The sequence below is a fragment of the Methylotenera sp. genome, from assembly GCF_029946165.1.
Taxonomy (GTDB): domain Bacteria; phylum Pseudomonadota; class Gammaproteobacteria; order Burkholderiales; family Methylophilaceae; genus Methylotenera.
In genome coordinates this window covers 10,665-30,972 of sequence record NZ_JAQSDZ010000021.1, presented here as the reverse complement: position 1 = coordinate 30,972, position 20,308 = coordinate 10,665, and the positions used below count along the sequence as shown (strand labels likewise).

Annotated in this window: 11 protein-coding genes; 9 read left to right on the top strand and 2 right to left on the bottom strand. The window is 44.0% G+C overall.

Annotated features, from left to right (window positions below; translation table 11 throughout):
• The first annotated feature begins 145 nt into the window (after window positions 1–145).
• The 8 genes from PSV17_RS10740 to PSV17_RS10705 all read left to right on the top strand — a co-directional run bounded on the left by PSV17_RS10740 (window position 146) and on the right by PSV17_RS10705 (window position 10,815).
• Window positions 146–1,606, top strand: coding sequence for a bifunctional 2-methylcitrate dehydratase/aconitate hydratase (locus tag PSV17_RS10740; protein ID WP_300482452.1), 1,461 nt, complete (start codon window positions 146–148; stop codon window positions 1,604–1,606).
• 220 nt (window positions 1,607–1,826) lie between these two features.
• The gene (purB, locus tag PSV17_RS10735) at window positions 1,827–3,197 is read left to right on the top strand and encodes an adenylosuccinate lyase (protein ID WP_300482450.1); all 1,371 of its coding nucleotides are present in this window, start codon (window positions 1,827–1,829) and stop codon (window positions 3,195–3,197) included.
• A 60-nt stretch (window positions 3,198–3,257) separates the two neighbouring features.
• Complete coding sequence (locus tag PSV17_RS10730) at window positions 3,258–5,009, top strand: autotransporter assembly complex family protein (protein ID WP_300482448.1); 1,752 nt, start codon at window positions 3,258–3,260, stop codon at window positions 5,007–5,009.
• Window positions 5,009–8,197: a translocation/assembly module TamB domain-containing protein gene (locus tag PSV17_RS10725; protein ID WP_300482445.1), complete on the top strand. Its 3,189-nt coding sequence runs from the start codon at window positions 5,009–5,011 to the stop codon at window positions 8,195–8,197. The genes PSV17_RS10730 and PSV17_RS10725 overlap by 1 nt, the downstream gene beginning before the upstream one ends.
• A gap of 18 nt (window positions 8,198–8,215) precedes the next feature.
• Window positions 8,216–9,055 (top strand): NYN domain-containing protein, encoded by an 840-nt coding sequence (locus PSV17_RS10720; RefSeq protein ID WP_300482443.1) that lies wholly within the window; start codon window positions 8,216–8,218, stop codon window positions 9,053–9,055.
• Window positions 9,052–9,645, top strand: coding sequence for an NAD(P)H:quinone oxidoreductase (gene wrbA, locus PSV17_RS10715; RefSeq protein ID WP_300482440.1), 594 nt, complete (start codon window positions 9,052–9,054; stop codon window positions 9,643–9,645). The genes PSV17_RS10720 and wrbA overlap by 4 nt, the downstream gene beginning before the upstream one ends.
• 94 nt (window positions 9,646–9,739) lie before the next feature.
• A complete protein-coding gene (locus tag PSV17_RS10710) occupies window positions 9,740–10,465 on the top strand; it encodes a DUF2470 domain-containing protein (RefSeq protein WP_300482438.1) in 726 nt (241 codons plus the stop codon).
• Window positions 10,462–10,815 (top strand): DUF2069 domain-containing protein, encoded by a 354-nt coding sequence (locus PSV17_RS10705; protein ID WP_300482435.1) that lies wholly within the window; start codon window positions 10,462–10,464, stop codon window positions 10,813–10,815. The genes PSV17_RS10710 and PSV17_RS10705 overlap by 4 nt, the downstream gene beginning before the upstream one ends.
• 11 nt (window positions 10,816–10,826) lie before the next feature.
• On the opposite strand, the gene PSV17_RS10700 is transcribed toward PSV17_RS10705, so the two are convergent.
• Together PSV17_RS10700 and lpdA are read right to left on the bottom strand one after the other, a co-directional pair.
• Window positions 10,827–12,197 (bottom strand): FAD-linked oxidase C-terminal domain-containing protein, encoded by a 1,371-nt coding sequence (locus tag PSV17_RS10700; protein ID WP_300482433.1) that lies wholly within the window; start codon window positions 12,195–12,197, stop codon window positions 10,827–10,829.
• Between the two features lie 22 nt (window positions 12,198–12,219).
• Window positions 12,220–13,992 (bottom strand): dihydrolipoyl dehydrogenase, encoded by a 1,773-nt coding sequence (gene lpdA, locus PSV17_RS10695; RefSeq protein ID WP_300482431.1) that lies wholly within the window; start codon window positions 13,990–13,992, stop codon window positions 12,220–12,222.
• Window positions 13,993–14,157: 165 nt separating this feature from the next.
• Between lpdA and PSV17_RS10690 the strand changes: the two genes are divergently transcribed.
• Complete coding sequence (locus PSV17_RS10690; protein ID WP_300482430.1) at window positions 14,158–20,163, top strand: alpha-2-macroglobulin; 6,006 nt, start codon at window positions 14,158–14,160, stop codon at window positions 20,161–20,163.
• The last annotated feature ends 145 nt before the right edge of the window (window positions 20,164–20,308 follow it).

Below are 20,308 nucleotides of genomic sequence, written 5' to 3'. Positions count from 1 at the left end.
CTCGTCATTCCGTGCTTGAAACGGAATCCAGCGGCTTTTTTAAGTCGCTAGATTCCGACTTCCGCTGGAAACACTCAGAGCGAAAAAATCTCAGCTAACGCCATGCCGCCGCAGTTAAAATTTTTTACTATAATTAAGGAAAAAAATGTCAGCCCATATCTCTAACGTACGCCCCGCTCCAGACCAAGTGATTGTCGATATCGCCAATTATGTGGCTGATTACGAAATCAAATCCGACGAAGCATTCGACACCGCACGCAATTGTTTGATGGATACATTAGGTTGCGGCTTTGAAGCTTTAGATTACCCAGCTTGTACTAAATTACTAGGCCCAGTCATCGCTGGTACGGTTGTGCCAAACGGTGCAAAAGTACCTGGCACTTCTTTTCAGCTAGACCCAATTTTAGCCGCCTTCAATATCGGCGCAATGATACGTTGGTTAGACTTTAACGACACATGGTTAGCCGCAGAATGGGGTCATCCATCAGATAACTTAGGCGGCATTTTAGCAACGGCTGATTACATTTCACGTAAGAATGTAGCCGAAGGCAAAGCTGCACTGACCATTAAAGACGTGCTGACAGCGATGATTAAGGCACATGAAATTCAAGGCGTATTAGCGCTAGAAAACAGCTTTAACCGTGTGGGTTTAGACCACGTGATTTTAGTAAAAATCGCTTCAACTGCGGTGGTAACAAAATTACTAGGCGGCAATAAAGAAGACATCATCAACGCAGTTTCTAACGCATTTGTCGATGGTCAAAGCTTACGCACTTATCGTCATTCACCAAACACTGGTTCACGTAAATCATGGGCAGCGGGTGATGCAACCTCTCGTGCGGTGAGGCTTGCATGGATGACTATGCAAGGTGAAATGGGCTATCCATCGGCACTTACAGCCAAAACTTGGGGCTTCTATGACGTACTATTTAAAGGCAATGCCTTTAAATTCCAACGTGGTTACGGCTCGTATGTGATGGAACAAGTATTGTTCAAAATCTCATTCCCAGCTGAATTCCATGCGCAAACCGCTGTGGAGTGTGCAATTCAATTACACGCACAAGTAGGCAGAGAAATTCAATCATTAGAACAAATCGCACAAATTGATAAAATCGTGATTACAACGCACGAATCAGCCATTCGTATTATCGATAAAACAGGCCCGTTAGATAACCCAGCAGATCGCGACCACTGCATTCAATATATGTCTGCCATTGGATTGTTAAAAGGCAACTTAACCGCACAGGATTACGAAAATGCCGCCGCAGCAGACCCTCGCATCGACGCACTTCGCGCAAAAATGGTATGCGTAGAAAAAGCAGAATATACGGCTGACTACCTAAATCCAGAAAAACGCTCAATCGCCAACGCGATTCAAGTGTTCTTTAAAGACCACACAAGCTCAGACAACATCGCAGTGGAATACCCGATCGGCCATCGCCGCCGTCGCGGTCAAGGCATCCCAGAACTCGTGAAAAAATTCCAAGTGAACTTAGCACGCCGTTTTGACGCTAAAAAACAAGCGGATATTTTAGCGTTATGTTTAGATCAAACTAAGCTAGAAAACACGCCAGTGAATGTGTTTGTGGATATGTTAGTGGCTTAAATTCGTAAAACAAAGCATTTACGTAGCATATTTACTTTCTAAAGAACGGCCTGTTAACCTTATCATTTTGGGGTTGCAGGTCGTTTTCTTATATTGACAACTCACGAATGAAGGCTTTATTAATAAACCAAGGGTATGGTTAAAAATAAAAACTTTTGGCTCACCTTCGACTAAGGTAAAATATCACTTTATTCAATTGCTGTTTCTGAAAGCTCGAACGATGTCACTTACTACGCTGAATGCACTCTCTCCTCTTGATGGTCGCTATCAAACTAAATTAGATGCTTTACGTCCTTACTTTAGCGAATATGCGCTAATTAAACACCGTGCTTGGGTAGAAGTAGAATGGCTAAAAGCGTTATCTTCGGCTAAAGATTTACTAGAGATTGCACCATTTAGTGCAGAAGCTATTAAAGAGTTAGATGATGCGATTGCTAATTTTAGCGAAGTCGATGCATCACAAGTTAAGGCGATTGAAGCGCGTACCAACCATGACGTGAAAGCGCTGGAGTATTGGCTAAAAGAGAAATTTGACGGCAATCTTGAAATTAAAAAAGCCAGCGAGTTTATTCACTTTGCTTGTACATCAGAAGACATCAATAACTTATCCCACGGTTTAATGTTAAAAAGCGCACGCGATGCTGTGATGTTGCCATTTTTGGCGAGCTTAATAGCCAGACTCAGTGAGTTATCACATCAATTGGCAGACCAACCAATGCTTTCACGCACGCATGGTCAAACGGCATCTCCGACCACTATGGGCAAAGAATTGGCTAACGTGGTGTATCGCTTGCAACGTCAGCAAAAACAGCTTGAGACGAATGAAATTTTAGGCAAAATCAATGGCGCTGTAGGTAACTTCAATGCGCATCTTTCTGCCTACCCAAATTTTGATTGGGAAAGTTTTGCGAAGAACTTTGTAGAGAGTTTAGGCTTAACTTATAACCCAATGACCATTCAGATTGAGCCACATGACTATATGGCTGAATTGTACGATTGCCTTAGCCGCATCAACACGATTTTGATTGATATTAACCGCGATATTTGGGGTTATATTTCAGTTGGCTACTTTAAACAAAAGGTAAAAGCGGGCGAAATCGGTTCATCAACCATGCCACATAAAGTGAACCCAATTGACTTTGAGAACTCAGAAGGTAACTTAGGTTTAGCTAACGCCGTGTTACGTCATTTAGCGGAAAAATTGCCTATCTCACGCTGGCAGCGCGACCTAACGGATTCAACCGTGTTGCGTAATATGGGCGTGGCATTTGGTTATACACTGTTAGGCTATGACTCTTGCTTGCGTGGTTTAAACAAACTGGAAATCAACCCTGAGAAACTAGCTTTAGATTTGGATAACAGTTGGGAAGTACTAGCAGAACCCATTCAAACGGTAATGCGCCGTTTTGGCATTGAAAATCCGTACGAGCAACTTAAAGAGCTTACGCGCGGCAAAGGCGGCATCAATAAAGCTTCGTTACATATATTTATTAGCGGTTTAAACATTCCAGCAGATGCAAAACAGGCACTGTTAGAAATGACGCCAGCAAGCTACACGGGTAAGGCAACGGAGCTTGCACGTACTGTTTAACTGTGATTCTCCGTCGGTAGGCATCCCCAAGTCGGGCAATTAAATAAGGTGGCCTAACACTTGAGAAAAATACTTTTAATCTGCATTTTGTGGCTACTTTGGGCTCTGCCTGCGCAGGCAGAGCCCGCACAATATCAGGTTGAGATTACCGCACCCGTCCCACTTAAAGACTTGCTGAAAAAACACCTAGACATGGTGAAATGGCGTGATAACCCACGCATGAGCCCCGCAGAATGGAAGCGTTTATTCTCACTAGCGCAGCAAAACATCAAAGATTTAATCGCCACTGAAGGTTATTTCGCCGCCAAAATCTATCAAACTCTTGAAAGCCAAAATGGCACTTATATCGCTAAATTTGTGGTTGAAGCTGGTGCGCCTGTTTTAGTAAGCGATGTGGCATTGAGCTTTACAGGTGACATTAGCACGCAAGCAGCAGATGCCAAACCTAATGCAGAAAAGCTACGTGAATCATGGTTTTTACAAAAAGGCGCACCCTTTCGTCAGGAAAGTTGGAATCAAGCTAAACGCAAGTTGTTGACTGAATTTTTAGTCGAGCGTTATCCCAATGCCAGCATCAGCAATAGTAAAGCTGAAGTTAACCTAGAAACACAGACCATCACATTAACTGTTGAGGTGAATAGCGGCAATGCAATTAGGTTTGGCGATACAACGATCATTGGCTTAGAGCGCTACAGATCAAAAGTGGTTGAAAATCTTAACCCCATTAAGCCAGGTGACATTTATAACCAGTCAGACTTGGTGACCTTTCAAACACGTTTACAAGAAAGTGGATACTTTCAAACCGTAGAAGTGACCGCTGACACACTCAATTCAACTAACAGTGCTGAACCCAACATCGCTCCGATCAAAGTCAAAGTTATCGAAAATCGCAGTATTAAAATGGGCATAGGTGCAGGCTATAGTACAAATACTGGGCCGCGTTTACAATTATCTGTAGAGCACTTAAATTTGTTTAACAAGGGTTGGAAATTAAGTAGCAATCTTAAACTAGAAAATAACGCGCAAGTGCTTACCAGTGAAATTCATTTGCCAACTACTAAATCTGGCTACCGAGATAGCATAAATGCAAATGCATCTCATACGCTGGTTGAAGGCTTAGACTTAACCGTCGCTCGAGCGGGCGTTAAACGAGCATGGGGCGATAGGAAACGAGAACAATATGTGAGTGCAAACTTACTCACGGAAAGTTCAGAGGTTGAGGGTGCGAGCTCTGATGATAGCACTTACGCCGCCACACTTGGCTATGGCATTATACTTAGACGCACAGATAACGACCTCAGTCCAACGCGTGGTTATTTACTGAATGTGCAGTTTACCGGCGCACCATTCACCTCTACGGACAATGGCAGTTTTTTGCAAAGTCATGTTAAAACTCAAGCCTATTACCCAATCACCTCAAGCACGCAGCTCATCGCGCGAGCCGAAGTTGGCATGGTGAACGGCAAAAACAGCGCCCCAGAATTATATTTATTTCGTGCTGGCGGTGACCAATCAGTGCGCGGTTACGCCTATCAAAGCTTAGGAGTCACAGAAGGCGATGCAATCGTGGGTGGGCGTTACATTGCAACGGGTAGCGTTGAAGTCGTACAGTGGCTCACCAGTCAATGGGGTGCGGCAGTGTTTGTAGATGCAGGGAATGCTGGAAACTCCCTACAAGATTTATCACCAGTGTATGGCTATGGCTTAGGCGCACGCTGGAAAAGCCCTTTAGGACCTATTGGTGCTGATATTGCTTATGGCGAGAGTACTGGCGAATATCGATTCCACTTTAATATAGGAGTAGCTTTCTGATGTTACAACGCTACTTCTCTACGCGTTACTTAATGTTAATGCTGATTGGTCTTACTTTGCTGGTAAGTTCAGCACACAGTGCAATGTCGATTAACTCCCAAACCAGCCTTGATACTTTCAGTTACGATCTTGATAACATTCACCTGAAACTTGAAAAGCTAGACGCTAATTGGCAGTTTTCGCCATTTGGTGACGGAAAATTGTTAGTAGATAAAGTGCGTGCAAAACGGCTAATTATTACCGTAGGCGACGGCACCGCTAAAACCAAAGACGCAGGCTTACCTGAGAAGATTAAACCGCCATTTCCCATTCAGATTAAACAGGCTGAAATTGCCGAAGTGTTAGTGATTAAGAATGGCGAAACACAAACGTTTAGCCACTTAAAACTCAACCTCGAGGCCGATGCCAAAACTATAAAAATCAATAGCTTAACTGCTGGCACACCTTGGGGTGAAGTTGAAACAACATTAGAGATGAGTACCACAAAACCTTTTCTGCTCAATGGCTTAGCTAGCCTTAAAAAAACTGACGCTGGTACGCCTTACGATGTGGCAATAGAACTCGCTGGCGATCTGGAAACCTTACATTTTGATAGTAATTTAGTACTCGCAAACCTTAACAATCAATTAGCCATTCTGCAAACGCAACAGGCGAATGCTCCGTTGGTCGCCCTAGTGAATATCAAAGGTCAACTTGGTTTAACGAATGATTATCCACTCTCAGCGAATATCGCTATTAATGAGCTCAGGTCTGAAAATTTTGGCAGCTATCCTGCGGCAAAGCTTAATTTTGATATAGCCGTACAAGGTAAGCTTTTACCCACCTTCGCGACCAACATCCAATTTGCCGCCAGAGATAGCCAATGGCAAGATCAAGCCTTTATTAGCAGCGGCAAAATTATTATTGATGACAAACAAATCCGCAATATTGACCTACAAGCGAGCATTGCCAACAACATCATTAAAGCCAATGGCAGCCTGGGGCAAGCCGATAGTAAACTTGATTGGCAAGCCGATTTGGCAGAATTGAGAAAGTTTGGTGCAGGCTATTCGGGTCAGGCAAATGTGAGCGGTACTGTAACCGGTACTTTTGAAAATTTAGCGCTGCAACTCAAGTTGCTCGCAAATAACATAAGCCTGCCAAGCGGATTAAAAGTAGAAAAACTAGCAGGTCAGGCATCGATAATGGCTGATGAAAATGGACAGGTTAACGGGGAGTTTACAGCCAGCAACCTCCAATACAATAAGCATCCTGTAATGGATGGCAAACTGACCTTACAAGGCACTCGTACGAAACATCAGTTAAATCTAACCGCCCAAAGCAAAGACAAAGAGTTTAAATTTGAAAGCACACTTCAAGGCGGCTTAATCACTGCAACAAACCGCTGGCAAGGATTATTGCAGAACTTAACTTTAGAAGGAACTTCTCCAATCAAACTCACCGCGCCAGCACCATTATCATTCGATACAAAAGGCGCCACACTTGAACAAGCGCATATCAAATTAAATAAAGGTAATGTGTTTGTTGACCTTATGAAATTTGATTCTAATGGATTTGCAAGCACTGGTCATGCAGATCAATTAGCGCTAGAAGATTTACCCGCAGAGTTTTTCATACTGCCCTCGACATTACAAGGCAGCCCTGTTTTTTCAGCTAAATGGGACATAAAAGCAACGGATAGCTTAAATGGCAATTTCAATATATGGCACGATGCTGGCGATTTCACCTTAACCACACCAGATGGCACAAAAAAACCACTTGGTTTGCAAGAAGCAAAATTCGACGCGAAGTTTGTGAATAATCAGGCCGAGATTAGCACTAGCCTTAAAGGACAAAATATTGGCTTATTAGAGGCTAATTTAAGCACTACTTTTACCAAAGTAAATGCTGGCTTCGCCCTACTCGCCAACGCACCGCTAACATTAAACGGCAAGGCTCAATTACAAACACTGGCATGGCTGCCAATGCCCCCTTCACTAATGGATGCCAACTTTGATGGCCATTTGAATATTAACGTAAGCGCGAACGGTACACTGGCAGAGCCAAATTTAAACGGTAGTGTGGATGGTAAAGATCTACAATTTTCGCTACCAACAGAAGGTGTTAACTTTAGTAATGGTGAACTACAAGCAAGTTTTGAGCATAACAAACTACTTATTACTAAAGCCACATGGCAAGGCGGCGATGGCCATTTGCAAACAACAGGGTTTTTACTGCTAAACACAGCTAGTTTAGACAAATCAAAGCCACAAATTGACCTAGATTGGTCCGCGCAAAACTTCACAGCACTTTCACGTACGGATCGCCTTCTAACCTTGAATGGCACAGGAAAAACTACACTGACCAATGGCTTGCTCATGATTACAGGCAATTTCAATGTAGCGAAAGGTCTCGTTGAATTATCAAACGAAGATACGCCAGTACTGGGAGACGACGTTGTCATTATTGGGCAAACTGACAGCACGCCTGAACCTGCACTAAAAATTTTACTTAACGGTTTGCGAATAGACTTAGGAAACGACTTCACCTTGCGTGGCCGTGGACTAGATGCAAAACTCTCTGGGGCACTAACCTTAACGGGTTTAACACAGTATCAGCCGCACACCGAAGGTATCATCGAAGTGAAAGAAGGTTCATTTTCCGCTTATGGTCAAAAATTAATCATAGAACGCGGCATTATTAACTTTAACGGTACCGTAGGCAATCCAGGTATAAACATCCGAGCTATGCGCAATAGCACACCAGTGAACGCGGGTATCGAAGTAACAGGCACTGCGCTTATTCCCATCACAAAATTAGTTTCTGATCCCAACGTAACTGATAGCGAGAAATTATCTTGGCTAGTATTAGGGCACGGCATGGACCAAACTCCCAAAAGTGACTATGGCTTATTGTCTTTGGCAGCTGGCGTATTACTCTCACAAGGGGATTCCGTGCCACTGCAAACAAAGCTGGCGCGCGCAGCGGGCTTAGACGAGTTTGGTTTTTCTGGGGGAGATGCAGACAGCGCCGCCGTGGTATTTGGCAAACGACTTTCATCGAGGCTATACCTCAGTTACCAGAAAAGTATCAGCGGACTTTTAGATGTCGCAAGACTCACCTATAACATGACTTCACGCTGGTCATTGCGCGGAGAAGCAGGCACAGAAAGCGCTGTGGATGTGCTGTATACTTTTAGCTTCAAATAATATTTGGATTCAATAAAAATGAGTGATGATAAAAGCAACCCGAGGCTTGCTGTTCTAATTGATGCGGATAACACGTTTAACGTCATTCCAATTATTGATGAATTATTTGAAGAAATTTCTAAATTTGGAGACGCCAGTGTTAGGCGTATTTACGGCGACTGGACACAAAACCAACTAAGTCGCTGGAAAGAAATATTACCTAAGCTTGGTATTCAACCAATGCAACAGTATGCCAATACCAAAGGTAAAAATGCAACTGATAGCGCACTTATTATTGACGCAATGGACTTGCTTTATACAGCACCTCTAGATGGTTTCTGTATTGTTTCTAGCGATAGTGATTTCACGCGGTTAGCTATTCGATTTCGCGAATCAGGTAAGCTTGTTTATGGCTTTGGTGAACAAAAAACACCTGAATCTTTAAGAGCAGCTTGTAATAAGTTTATTTATATCGAAATATTGTCACAAAGCAAAATACCTGAAGATATTTCAGCAGATATTAAAATATCTGACGCAACTAAAGACAAACCAAAACCTTCAAATCAGGATATAAAACTACCAACTAATCGCATTGACGACGCTGTAACATTAACACCAGTTATTAAAAAAACATCTCAACAACTAGCCAGTGATACAAAACTAGTAGCCCTAATTCGCTCTGCAATCCAATCTATATCAGAATCCACAGAAGATGGTTTTGCTAATTTAAGCGAAGTAAAAAAACATATCGTGAAAAACTACTCAGCGTTTGATTCGCGAAATTATGGTTATCCAAAATTTAGTGACTTAATCAATACAATCGGCTTGTTCGAATTAGATGCTAAAAAACAAAGAATCAAGGATAAAAGAAAGAAATGAGCGAAATCCTAGTTTTATATTACTCTCAAGGCGGAGCCGTTCGTGAAATGGCGCAACTGATTGCACGGGGCGTTGAGAGCGTAACTGGCAGCAAAGCCCGCATTCGCACTGTGCCAAAAGTTTCAGCCAATTGTGAAGCCACAGAACCAGAGATTCCTCACACTGGCGATCCTTATGTGGAGCTAATGGATTTGGAGGAATGTATCGGCTTAGCCATGGGTAGCCCTACTCGCTTTGGCAATATGGCAGCGCCTATGAAATATTTTATAGATGGTACGGCTGGCTTATGGCTAAAAGGGTCATTGATTGGCAAACCAGCCGCGGTATTTACCAGCTCAGGTTCAATGCATGGTGGCAACGAAAGTACACTTCTCACTATGATGTTGCCACTGATGCACCACGGCATGCTGATGGTAGGCTTGCCTTATTCAGAGCCTGAGTTATCAAGCACGCAAACTGGTGGTACGCCTTATGGTGCCAGCCATATAGGCGGCACGATGGACGATAAAGCGATTAGTGCAGATGAACGAAAGCTATGCTTAGCATTAGGCAAACGTTTGGCTGAAACCGCGTTAAAGCTATCGGCTTGAGCCTTAATATCTCCTACTCTATTTCATAAAAAATCGCACGTCATTCCCGCGCAGGTGGAATGACGAACTAAAGTAATTAATTGAGAATATAAAAATGACCTTAGCAAAAGAAGCCTTACAGTTCTTACGCTCTACCCGCAGCGGCATTCTTTCTACGCTGTCTGCCAAGTTTTCAGGCTATCCATTTGGCTCAGTTGCACCATTTGTATTGGATCATAGCGGCCAGCCGATTATCCTGATCAGCACAATTGCTGAACACACGCATAACATTATTGCTAATCCAAAAGTATCATTACTCGTATTTGCTGGCGATGAAGATATGCAAGCCAGCGGACGCCTCACGCTCATGGGTGAAGCAAAAAAAATAGATAAGGAAGATGCTGATTTACGCGCACGTTATTTGCGCTACCTACCGCAAGCCGCTAGTTATTTTGAAATGCATGACTTCAGTTTTTACCGTATAGAAATCGCTCAAGCACGCTATATTGCAGGGTTTGGTAAAATGGGCTGGATTTCAGGAGACGCCATGCAGTCTGCAGAACTTACAGAAAACTCCCCACTTGCCGCACAAGAAACCTCCATCATCGAACATATGAACGCAGACCATGTACATAGCCTAATTGCTTACAGCAAACACTTTCATAATATAAACGCTACCCAAGCGGAAATGCTAGGCATAGATGCTGATGGTTTTGATGCGAAAGTGAATATTGCCGATGGCAAAACACAGACTCTACGATTCAATTTTGAACAACCTATTCACGATGCACAATCTGCCAGAATGGCGTTAGTCAATATGTCGAAAGCGGCAAACGTATGATGCAAAAACCTAGCATACAGCAACTTCAACTAGGCGCTAGCGTGAGCTTAATCGCACTCATCCTACTTTGTTTAGCATGGGAAACAGTGCTTGCTCCGTTTAAGCCAGGCGGCTCATTACTTATGCTAAAAACGGTACCATTATTACTGCCTTTATTCGGCATTCTGCACGGCAAACGTTATACCTATAAATGGGCAAGTATGTTTATTTTGCTATATTTTACCGAGGGTGTTGTGCGTGCTTGGTCAGACGTTGGGCTTTCAGCAAAATTAGCGCTGATTGAAGTTTTACTCACGGTAATATTTTTTGGCTGCGCTGTTTATTATGCAAAGTTTACCCGCGCAAAATAGACAAGAACCAACTATTTTGGAAACAACTTACCCGGATTTAAAATATTATTCGGGTCAAACGTTAACTTAACGGCTTTCATTAAATTAATGGTTGTTTCATCAATCTCGCGCGAAATAAATGGGCGTTTCGCCATGCCTACACCATGTTCGCCAGATAATGTTCCCTGTAGAGAAAGCACCAAGCTGAAGACCTCATCCAAACATTCATAAGCACGTTTCATTTCATCGGCATTATCTGGGTTCACTAGTAGATTCACATGTATATTGCCATTGCCTGCGTGACCAAAATTCACGTTAGAAATCTTGTATTGCGCCGCCAACTTTTCTAAACCTGTTAACAATTCAGGTAGATGCGACACTGGCACGGCGATATCTTCATTGATTTTTTTAGGCGCAATATCTTTAAGTAATGGCGATAAAGCCTTACGTGCAGCCCATAAAGCCTTGGTGTCTTCTGCAGGTTTTGCTTCAATCAGACCATCCACTTGGCAAGCTTGCAAAATGGCCTGTGTGGCTTCAACAATCTCTTGCTGCGCGCCATCGACTTCTATCATCAAATAAGCACGGGCATTTTCAGGCAACAAGTTTTTATGACGACCGCGAATTAAATTCAGGGCACCATTATCTAAAAACTCCAAAGCACTTGGCGTGTAAGGTTGCGCCATAATCGCTGCAATCGCGCGCGCGCAGCTTGCCGTGTCGGCAAACTCTGCGGTGATGCCGCCTGTATGTTTTGGCAAAGGGGTGAGTTTAAGCGTTGCTTCTACAATCACAGCCAGCGTGCCTTCTGAGCCAACTAATAATCGAGTTAAATCGTAACCAACTACGCCTTTACTTGTATAACAGCCCGTTTTAATAATGTCGCCATTACCTGTCACTGCTTTTAAGCCAAGTACATGGTCACGCGCCACGCCGTACTTCACGGCATGCGGACCTGCGGCACAAGTGGCGAGATTTCCACCAATACTGCAATAAGCCGCACTAGATGGATCTGGCGGCCAAAAGAAACCAACGCCTTTAATCGCATCTTGTAGCTCTTGATTGAGCACGCCAGGCTCAATAATCGCCATGCGGTTATCGGGGTCTACACTGATAATTTTATTCATGCGCTCTAAAGATAGTGCCACACCACCAGCTTCTGGCACACTGCCGCCCGCAGTGCCAGTACCTCGACCACGTGGCACCACTGGTACTTTATGCACATTACAAAGCTTAATCACCGCTTGCACTTCTTCAACATTGAGTGGAAATACCACGGCAATTGGTGCATGAAAGATACGTGAGTTATCGTAAGCGTAAGCATAGCAATCCACAGGGTCGGTATAGACCTGCGCTGTAGGCAGAAGCTGCACTAGCTTAGATAAAAAATTAGCAGATGACATGTAGGTTCTTTAGTATAAAAATCTAGCGTTTTTTGATATAGAGGTCAGTAATCGTGCCCTCTTTCATCTCGGCTGCAAAACAGATAGTTTCAGATAACGTTGGGTGTGCATGAATGGTTAAACCTAAGTCATGGGCATCTGCGCCCATTTCAATAGCTAACACGGCTTCAGCCAATAACTCACCTGCGTTTACGCCCACAATACCAGCACCAATTACGCGATGCGTATTTTTATCAAAGATCAACTTGGTCGTACCCTCTGTACGTGCGATTGATAGTGCGCGACCACTAGCCGCCCAAGGGAATGAGGCTTTTTCAATCTCAAGGCCTTTGGCTTTAGCTTCTATTTCTGTCACGCCAACCCAAGCCACTTCTGGATCTGTGTATGCCACTGACGGAATCACTGAGGCAACGAATTCTACTTTTTCACCAGCAATAACTTCTGCGGCTACTTTAGCTTCATGCGTGGCTTTATGCGCCAGCATTGGTTGACCGACAATGTCGCCAATCGCAAAAATATGTGGCACATTGGTGCGCATTTGTTTATCTACCGAGATAAAACCATAATCATCTACAGCCACACCTGCGTTCTCAGCACCGATATTTTTACCGTTTGGACGGCGACCGATAGACACCAAGACGCGGTCATACACTTCAACGCCTTTCGGTGCGTCTGCATTACCGTTAACGCCTTCAAACGAGACATGAATACCGTCTTTTTTAGGTTCCATGCTAGCCACTTTGGTATTAAGCATAATGCTTTCAAAACGTTTTTCCATGCGTTTTTGTAGTGGGCGTACCAAGTCACGGTCACAACCTTGAATTAGGCCATCAGTAAACTCTACCACGCTTACTTTAGAGCCTAACGCGTCATAAACCGTACCCATTTCTAAACCAATAATACCGCCACCAATCACCAACATGCGTTTTGGTACATCAGCCAATGCTAACGCGCCAGTAGAGTCCATAATGCGCTCATCGGCAGCTACACCTGGGAATTTAGTAGCTTGTGAACCAGCAGCAATAATTGCATTATCAAATGAAATGGTGGTCACAGTGCCATCTGCTGTGGTTACGGCCATTTGATTAGGGCTAGTAAACTTACCCACGCCTTGCACGGTAGTGACGTTGCGCTGTTTAGCCATCGCCGCTAAACCACCTGTTAGCTTACCAACTACGTCATTCGCTTTCCAGTTACGCAACTGTTCTAAATCAACTTGTGGTGCGCCAAAAGTCACGCCGTGATGCGCAGTTTCTTCAGCTTCAGTAATAACTTTTGCTGTATGCAACAAAGCTTTTGAAGGAATACAGCCTACATTCAGGCAAACTCCACCAAGCGTTGAGTAGCGTTCAATCAGAACAACTTTTTTGCCTAAATCTGCAGCGCGGAAAGCTGCGGTATAGCCGCCTGGGCCTGAACCCAAAACAACAACTTCCGCATGTAAATCTGCATCACCTAAGTTAACAGCCGCTGCAACTGGCGTTGCGACTGATTTAACCACAACGGCGGCAGTCTCTACAGCCACTTCCTTTTTAGCTGGCGCTTCAGCATTTGCGGCAGCCTCAACCAGTAAAATCAAGCTACCTTTAGCCACTTTATCGCCAACTTTGACCTTTAACTCTTTTACGGTACCGGCAACTGAAGACGGAATGTCCATGGATGCTTTATCAGATTCAACTGTCATCAGCGAGTCTTCTTTAGCAATAATATCACCTGCTTTTACAAGGACTTCAATCACATCCACACTATCAAAGTTACCAATATCTGGAACCAAAACTTCTAATAAATTACTCATGCCAGCCCTTTGTTAAATCTTCAGTTATTTATCGTGATTTTATCATCAAAAAGACCTTAAAGGCCTTCAAAATATATGAGTCAGTAGTATGATTTACACACTAAAAATTTAAGCCTGTTTAAGGTAGGGTTTTACCAAAAAGGGCTTTTCAAAAAAAGGGTTTTCATGTCATTCATCCGTGCTGGCTTAAGTTTCACTCAAATAATTTTCGCTAAATTATGGCTGATAGTCAGCACCTTACTAAGTTTTTTCTTTGGCTCATTCAATTATCAAGCACCTGCGTGGATTAAGTGGTGCGGCGACAAGCTTAATCACCTACGCTTAGCCTTCATTCAAAAACCACTCAAAGGTTTAGGCATTATTGCTTTAATTGCAGCCCTTGGTACAGGCGGCTGGTATGGCTGGGAGTGGTATAAATCTAGACCTCAACCAGTGACCGTAAAAGTGACTGTGACAGTACCGACCAGAACGCAAATCGAAGATAATTTACCGCCAAACCCACTCAAAATAAGCTTTGATAGCTCAGTTGCGCCTCTTGAACAAGTTGGAAAAGTGATTTCTAATGGCGTGAATATCATGCCTAAAATAGAAGGTGCGTGGAAATGGGAGTCTGAAAATGAGTTGTCATTTCAACCAAAAGCTGACTGGCCAGTGGGCACTGACTACAAAGTAAGTTTGAATGCCCAAGCATTGACACCTAAAACATTGCTAGACAAATGGGACATAGAGTTCACTTCGCCATTGTTTATCGCAAGCATTAGCAATAGCGAGTTCTATCAAGACCCTATCAATGCCGCCATGAAAAAAGTGGTGGTTAACCTTAACTTTACGCACCCAGTAGATACGGTAAAACTAGAAAAAAGTATTACGCTAAAAATACGTAGTAATAAAAACAGCTTATTAAACTTTGGTTCTGACAAGATTCCATTCGTCGTAAGCTATGATAAGTTAAAACTCAATGCCTATATCCACTCAGCACCACTTGCCATTCCTAAAGATGATAGCGTGCTAGAAGTGACTGTTGATGAAGGTTTAAAAGCCGTAACCGGAGGCAAACCCTTTGAAACGGCTTTAACGCAAAGCGTGAATGTGCCAGGTTTATATAGCCTGCTAATTAACGAGCTTAGCCCAATTGTGGTTTCCAATGACCAGAACGAGCCTGAGCAAATTCTATTGCTTAATGCCTCTGCTGCGGTGAATGAAAAAGACATGGCGAGCCATATTAAGGCATGGGTATTACCACGCAACAAATTGGTCAGCACGCCAGAGGAGTTAAAGTATCCGCATGCGTGGTCTTACACCAAAGAAATTACCGAGGCTGTACTTGCTGCTGGCAAACCGCTTGCCTTAGAAGCCATTCCTGCCGAGCGCGAGAATATTGAAGTCCATTCGTTTAAGTATAAGGCAGATGTTGGCAGCTATATTTATGTGCAAATCGACAAAGGCTTAAAATCATTTGGCGGCTACCAATTAGGTGCAACACAGCGGCACATAATGCAAGTACCAGTCTTTCCAGCAGAGGTGAAAATTCTCAGCCAAGGCTCATTACTAGCTTTAAGTGGTGAACGAAAAGTAGCGGTATTAGCACGCGACTTACCTGGCATTAAGATGGAAATTGGTCGTATTCTGCCAGGTCAATTGCAACATCTCATTACACAATCTAGTGGCAACTTCAGCGATCCATCGTTCAATTACTATCTTGATGGTGATAACTTGAGTGAGCGTTTTGAGAAAAACATTCCCTTACATTTAGAAGCTGGCAAAGCGCATTACGAAGCACTAGATTTGAGTGACTATCTAAGCAAGGGTGAAGGCTTAGATTCTAATCACAATAAACGTGGTGTATTTTTACTCACTGTTCGTGGGTACAAACCTAAAAAAGAAGCAAATGCTGAAGAGAGTGAACAAGCAAGCGAACAAGCTGATGATCGTAGTGATTACAACCCATCAGAGAATCAAAACCCCGAAGCATTTGTTGATAAACGCCTGATTCTTGTCACTGACTTAGGCTTAATCGCCAAGAAAGAACTCGATGGTAGCCAAGTAGTTTACGTTCAGTCTATTCATACAGGTTTGCCAGTGGCTGGCGCCACGGTAGAGGTCATTGCAAAAAATGGTCAGGCTATATTCAGCCAAACCACTGATACAAACGGCCGCGTTAACTTTACTAAGCTAGATGGCTTACAGCGTGAGCGCTCACCTATTTTGTACATCGTGAAAAAAGCAGGCGACTTAAGCTTCCTACCGATTAATCACTATGACAGAAATCTAGACTACTCACGTTTTGATGTAGGCGGCATTGCGAATGCCGCCAGTTCAGATAGCTTAAATGCTTACCTATTCTCAGACCGTGGTATTTACCGTCCTGGTGACACCATGCATATCGGCATGATCGTCAAAACGGCCACTTGGGCTAAAGCATTAGATGGCTTGCCATTGCAGGCCGAAGTCTTAGATGCGCGCGGTTTAGTGGTGAAAACCCAAATGGTTAAGCTTGGTGCAGGCGGCTTTAACGAGCTGGAATATAAAACCCTAGAAACCTCGCCCACAGGTACTTACAATATTAATCTTTACTCGGTTAAAGATGGCAATGCTTATCAGCAATTAGGCTCTGTCAGCGTAAAAGTGCAGGAATTCCAACCTGATCGCATGAAGGTAAAAGCCTTATTTGCGAAAGATGCAACGTTATACCCTGAAAATACTGAAGGCTGGCTGAATCCTAAAGATTTAAAAGCTAACATTAATGTGCAGAACTTATTTGGTACGCCTGCTGAAAACAGACGTGTGACTGCCACAATGACGCTTAGCCCAGCTTACCCTGCCTTTAGCCAATATGCGGACTTTGCATTCTACGACCCATTACGCGCTAAAGAAGGTTATAGCGAGAAGTTAAGCGATGCCACAAGTAACGCGCAAGGTGTGGCTGAATTTCCCCTAGGTTTAGAGAAGTACACCAAAGCGACTTACAGACTCAATATCGTCGCGCAAGCCTATGAAGCTGGCGGTGGACGCAGCGTTTCTGCGGAAGTCGCCACGCTGATTTCAGAACAACCTTATTTGATAGGCTTTAAAGCCGACGGTGATTTGAACTACGTTAGCAAAGCTAGCAAACGTGGCGTTAATTTGATTGCAGTTAACTCAACCTTGCAAAAAGTGGCTGCCGAAGGCTTAAGCTTGAATCTCATTGAGCGCAAATACGTTTCAGTGTTAACCAAGCAAGGCAGCGGTACATTCAAGTATGAATCACGCAAAAAAGAGGTACTAATCAAAGAGTCACCTTATAGCATCAAAGCTGCAGGTAACAGCCTAGCACTTGCCACCGAAACACCCGGCGATTTCGCTTACGTACTTAAAAACAAAGACGGCTTGGAGCTTAATCGCGTGGAATATAGCGTGGCAGGTCTAGGCAATGTCAGCCGCTCATTAGAGCGTAATGCTGAGCTACAACTGGTGCTAGATAAAAAAGACTATGCGCCAGGCCAAGAGATTAGCGTCAGCATTCGCGCGCCTTATGTGGGTGCTGGTTTGATTACCATTGAACGTGACAAAGTGTATGCTCAACAATGGTTTAAAGCTGACTCCCAATCTTCGGTACAAAAAATCAAGTTGCCCGCAGACTTTGAAGGCAACGGTTATGTGAGCGTGCAGTTTGTGCGCGATCCTAGTTCGGATGAAATTTTCACCAGCCCGCTTTCTTATGGGGTTGTGCCATTTGTAACAAGTCTAGCACAGCGCACCAATACGCTTAAACTCAGTAGTCAGCCACTCATCAAACCTGGCCAAGTACTGAAAATGAAACTAGATGCAGCTAAACCTGGCCGTGCTGTGGTGTTTGCGGTAGATGAAGGCATATTGCAAGTCGCAAGATATAAAAATCCCGATGCGCTTGGTTTCTTTTTCCAAAAAAGACAATTGGAAGTTTCAACTTCGCAGATTTTGGATTTAATCTTACCTGAATTCAAAAAAATCATGGCTGCAACCGCACCGGGCGGCGATGCCGATGGCGCTTTAGGCAAACATTTGAATCCGTTCAAACGTAAAACTGACAAGCCCGCAGTCTATTGGTCTGGCATTGTCGATGTGTCTGGTAGCAAAGAGTTTAGCTACACGGTGCCAGAAACCTTCAATGGCAAAATGCGCATCATCGCAGTGATGGTTAACGATGCCAGCATTGGCATTACCACCAGTGACGCCTTAGTACGTGGCGACTTTGTATTGTCACCAAACGCACCGCTCACCGTCACGCCAGGTGATACATTTGATGTGAGTGTTGGCGTGGCGAATAATGTCAAAGGTTCAGGCAAAGATGCCGCAGTCACACTGAATCTTGTCGCTTCGCCTGCCTTTGAGTTGGTTGGTACAGCGAAACAAGTACTAAAAATCAGTGAAATGCATGAGAGTACTGGTCTTTATAAACTGAAAGTCAAAGAAGGCGCAGCCGCTAAGTTAAGCTCAGCAAGAATTGAATTCACGGCAAACATCGGTAATAAGTTTGCAAAATTGGGCACTGAAATTAGTGTGCGTCCATCGACGCCGCACATGACCCTTATGCAAACTGGCAGCTTTAAAGGTGATACACAAGTCAACGTGAAGCGCAGCATGTTTGCAGAATATCGCAAACAACAGGCCAGCGTTTCACCGTTGCCATTAGTGGCTTCTGGCGGCTTACTTGAATACTTAGCCAACTATGAGCATAGCTGTACCGAGCAATTGGTCAGCCAAGTCATGCCTATCATCGTGCTTAGAAAACGCCCAGAACTATTGGCAAGTGTCAGCACTAAAAAAGGTAATTTCGAAAATGCCTTGAACGTACTTCGCACACGCCAAAATGCTGAAGGTGGCTTTGGTTTGTGGGATGCCAGCGTAGGTGCAGACGAGTTCGCCAGCGTTTATGCAGTACACATGATGCTGGAAGCTCGCGACCATGCAAATGTTGGCGAAGAAGTACCTGCCGACATGCTGAAAAAAGGCTTGGAGTATTTACAAACCTTAGCCGCCAGCCCAGCAGAAAACTTGGATGCGGTGCGTGTACGCGCCTACGCAACTTATCTGCTGACTCGCGAGGGCACAGTCAGCACTCCATTGTTAGCAAGCTTGCGCAGTACCTTAGATGCTAAATCTTTAACTGACAACAGCTTCAAAGAGTGGCGCTCAGACTTAACTGCGGCCTACCTTGCAGCTTGCTATCAGCTATTGCAACAGCATGCCGTAGCCAGTGACTTAATAGCTAAACCCGTTAAATTGTTAAATGTCAGCAGCCAAAAACCTATCTACGGGCATTATTACGATGACGTGGTGCGAAATGCACAAACGCTTTACTTAGTGTCACGCCACTTTCCAGAAAAGGTTAAAGATATATCAAGCGGCGCGTTAAACAACATCATGCAGCCTATATCTGAGGGGCGCGTTAACACCTTGTCATCGTCTTATGCACTGCTTGGTTTTGACGCTTATGCGAACGTTGCTGGCACAAAGGTCGCAGGGCAAATGGGCATTAGCGCAATAGACAAGCAAGGTAAAGTCACCGCGCTTAAACTGCCAGAGAATAGCATTGCTCCACTTGTAAATTTCTCGCCAAATACCGCGCGCTTGAAGTTACAAGGACCAAGTGGCTTGCCGTTATTTTATGCAGTAACAGAGTCTGGTTTTGATATGAAACCGCCAAACACTGCCTTAAAACAAGGCATGGAAATCATCCGTGAATATACCGATGATAAAGGCGCTGCATTAAAATCAATCACCATGGGCGACGAAATCACTGTGCACATCAAAATTCGCTCAATTGACGGTAATGTAGATGACGTAGCGATTGTAGATTTGTTACCAGGCGGCTTCGAGCCAGTGCTACAAGCTGCGGTAAGCGAAACGGACAGTTCGATTAGCCAAGGTGGCGAATACAACGAAGAAGGTTATGCACCAGAAACGTCAAGCTGGACAAGCCCGCTGGGCATTGGCGGTGGCTGGCAACCAAGCTATGCAGACATTCGTGAAGACCGAGTCGTGTTTTACGGCGCAGTGACCAACACGATTACGGAGTTCACTTACAAAATCAAAGCAACAAATAGCGGCCAATTTGTAGTGCCGCCTGCTTATGCTGAGTCTATGTATAACCGCTTACTGCAGGCACGCTCATTGCCTGCTAACCTAACTGTAGGACGTGCTGGAAAATAAATTAAGCGCACTACTATCAATTAATTTAATGGTGTAATTTTTATCAACTTCTCTTAAGCTCGTCATTCCCGCGCAGGCGGGAATCCAGTTAGGGTTCAATATCAGTGATAGTCATTAAATACTTTAGTGGTGCTTTCTGTCTGAA

Excerpts from the sequence above, each read along its gene's own strand:
- lpdA (WP_300482431.1), bottom strand. The coding sequence starts at position 13,992 with ATGAGTAATTTATTAGAAGTTTTGGTTCCAGATATTGGTAACTTTGAT.
- PSV17_RS10740 (WP_300482452.1), top strand. The coding sequence starts at position 146 with ATGTCAGCCCATATCTCTAACGTACGCCCCGCTCCAGACCAAGTGATT.
- PSV17_RS10700 (WP_300482433.1), bottom strand. The coding sequence starts at position 12,197 with ATGTCATCTGCTAATTTTTTATCTAAGCTAGTGCAGCTTCTGCCTACA.
- PSV17_RS10710 (WP_300482438.1), top strand. The coding sequence starts at position 9,740 with ATGACCTTAGCAAAAGAAGCCTTACAGTTCTTACGCTCTACCCGCAGC.
- PSV17_RS10705 (WP_300482435.1), top strand. The coding sequence starts at position 10,462 with ATGATGCAAAAACCTAGCATACAGCAACTTCAACTAGGCGCTAGCGTG.
- PSV17_RS10720 (WP_300482443.1), top strand. The coding sequence starts at position 8,216 with ATGAGTGATGATAAAAGCAACCCGAGGCTTGCTGTTCTAATTGATGCG.
- purB (WP_300482450.1), top strand. The coding sequence starts at position 1,827 with ATGTCACTTACTACGCTGAATGCACTCTCTCCTCTTGATGGTCGCTAT.
- wrbA (WP_300482440.1), top strand. The coding sequence starts at position 9,052 with ATGAGCGAAATCCTAGTTTTATATTACTCTCAAGGCGGAGCCGTTCGT.
- PSV17_RS10690 (WP_300482430.1), top strand. The coding sequence starts at position 14,158 with ATGTCATTCATCCGTGCTGGCTTAAGTTTCACTCAAATAATTTTCGCT.
- PSV17_RS10725 (WP_300482445.1), top strand. The coding sequence starts at position 5,009 with ATGTTACAACGCTACTTCTCTACGCGTTACTTAATGTTAATGCTGATT.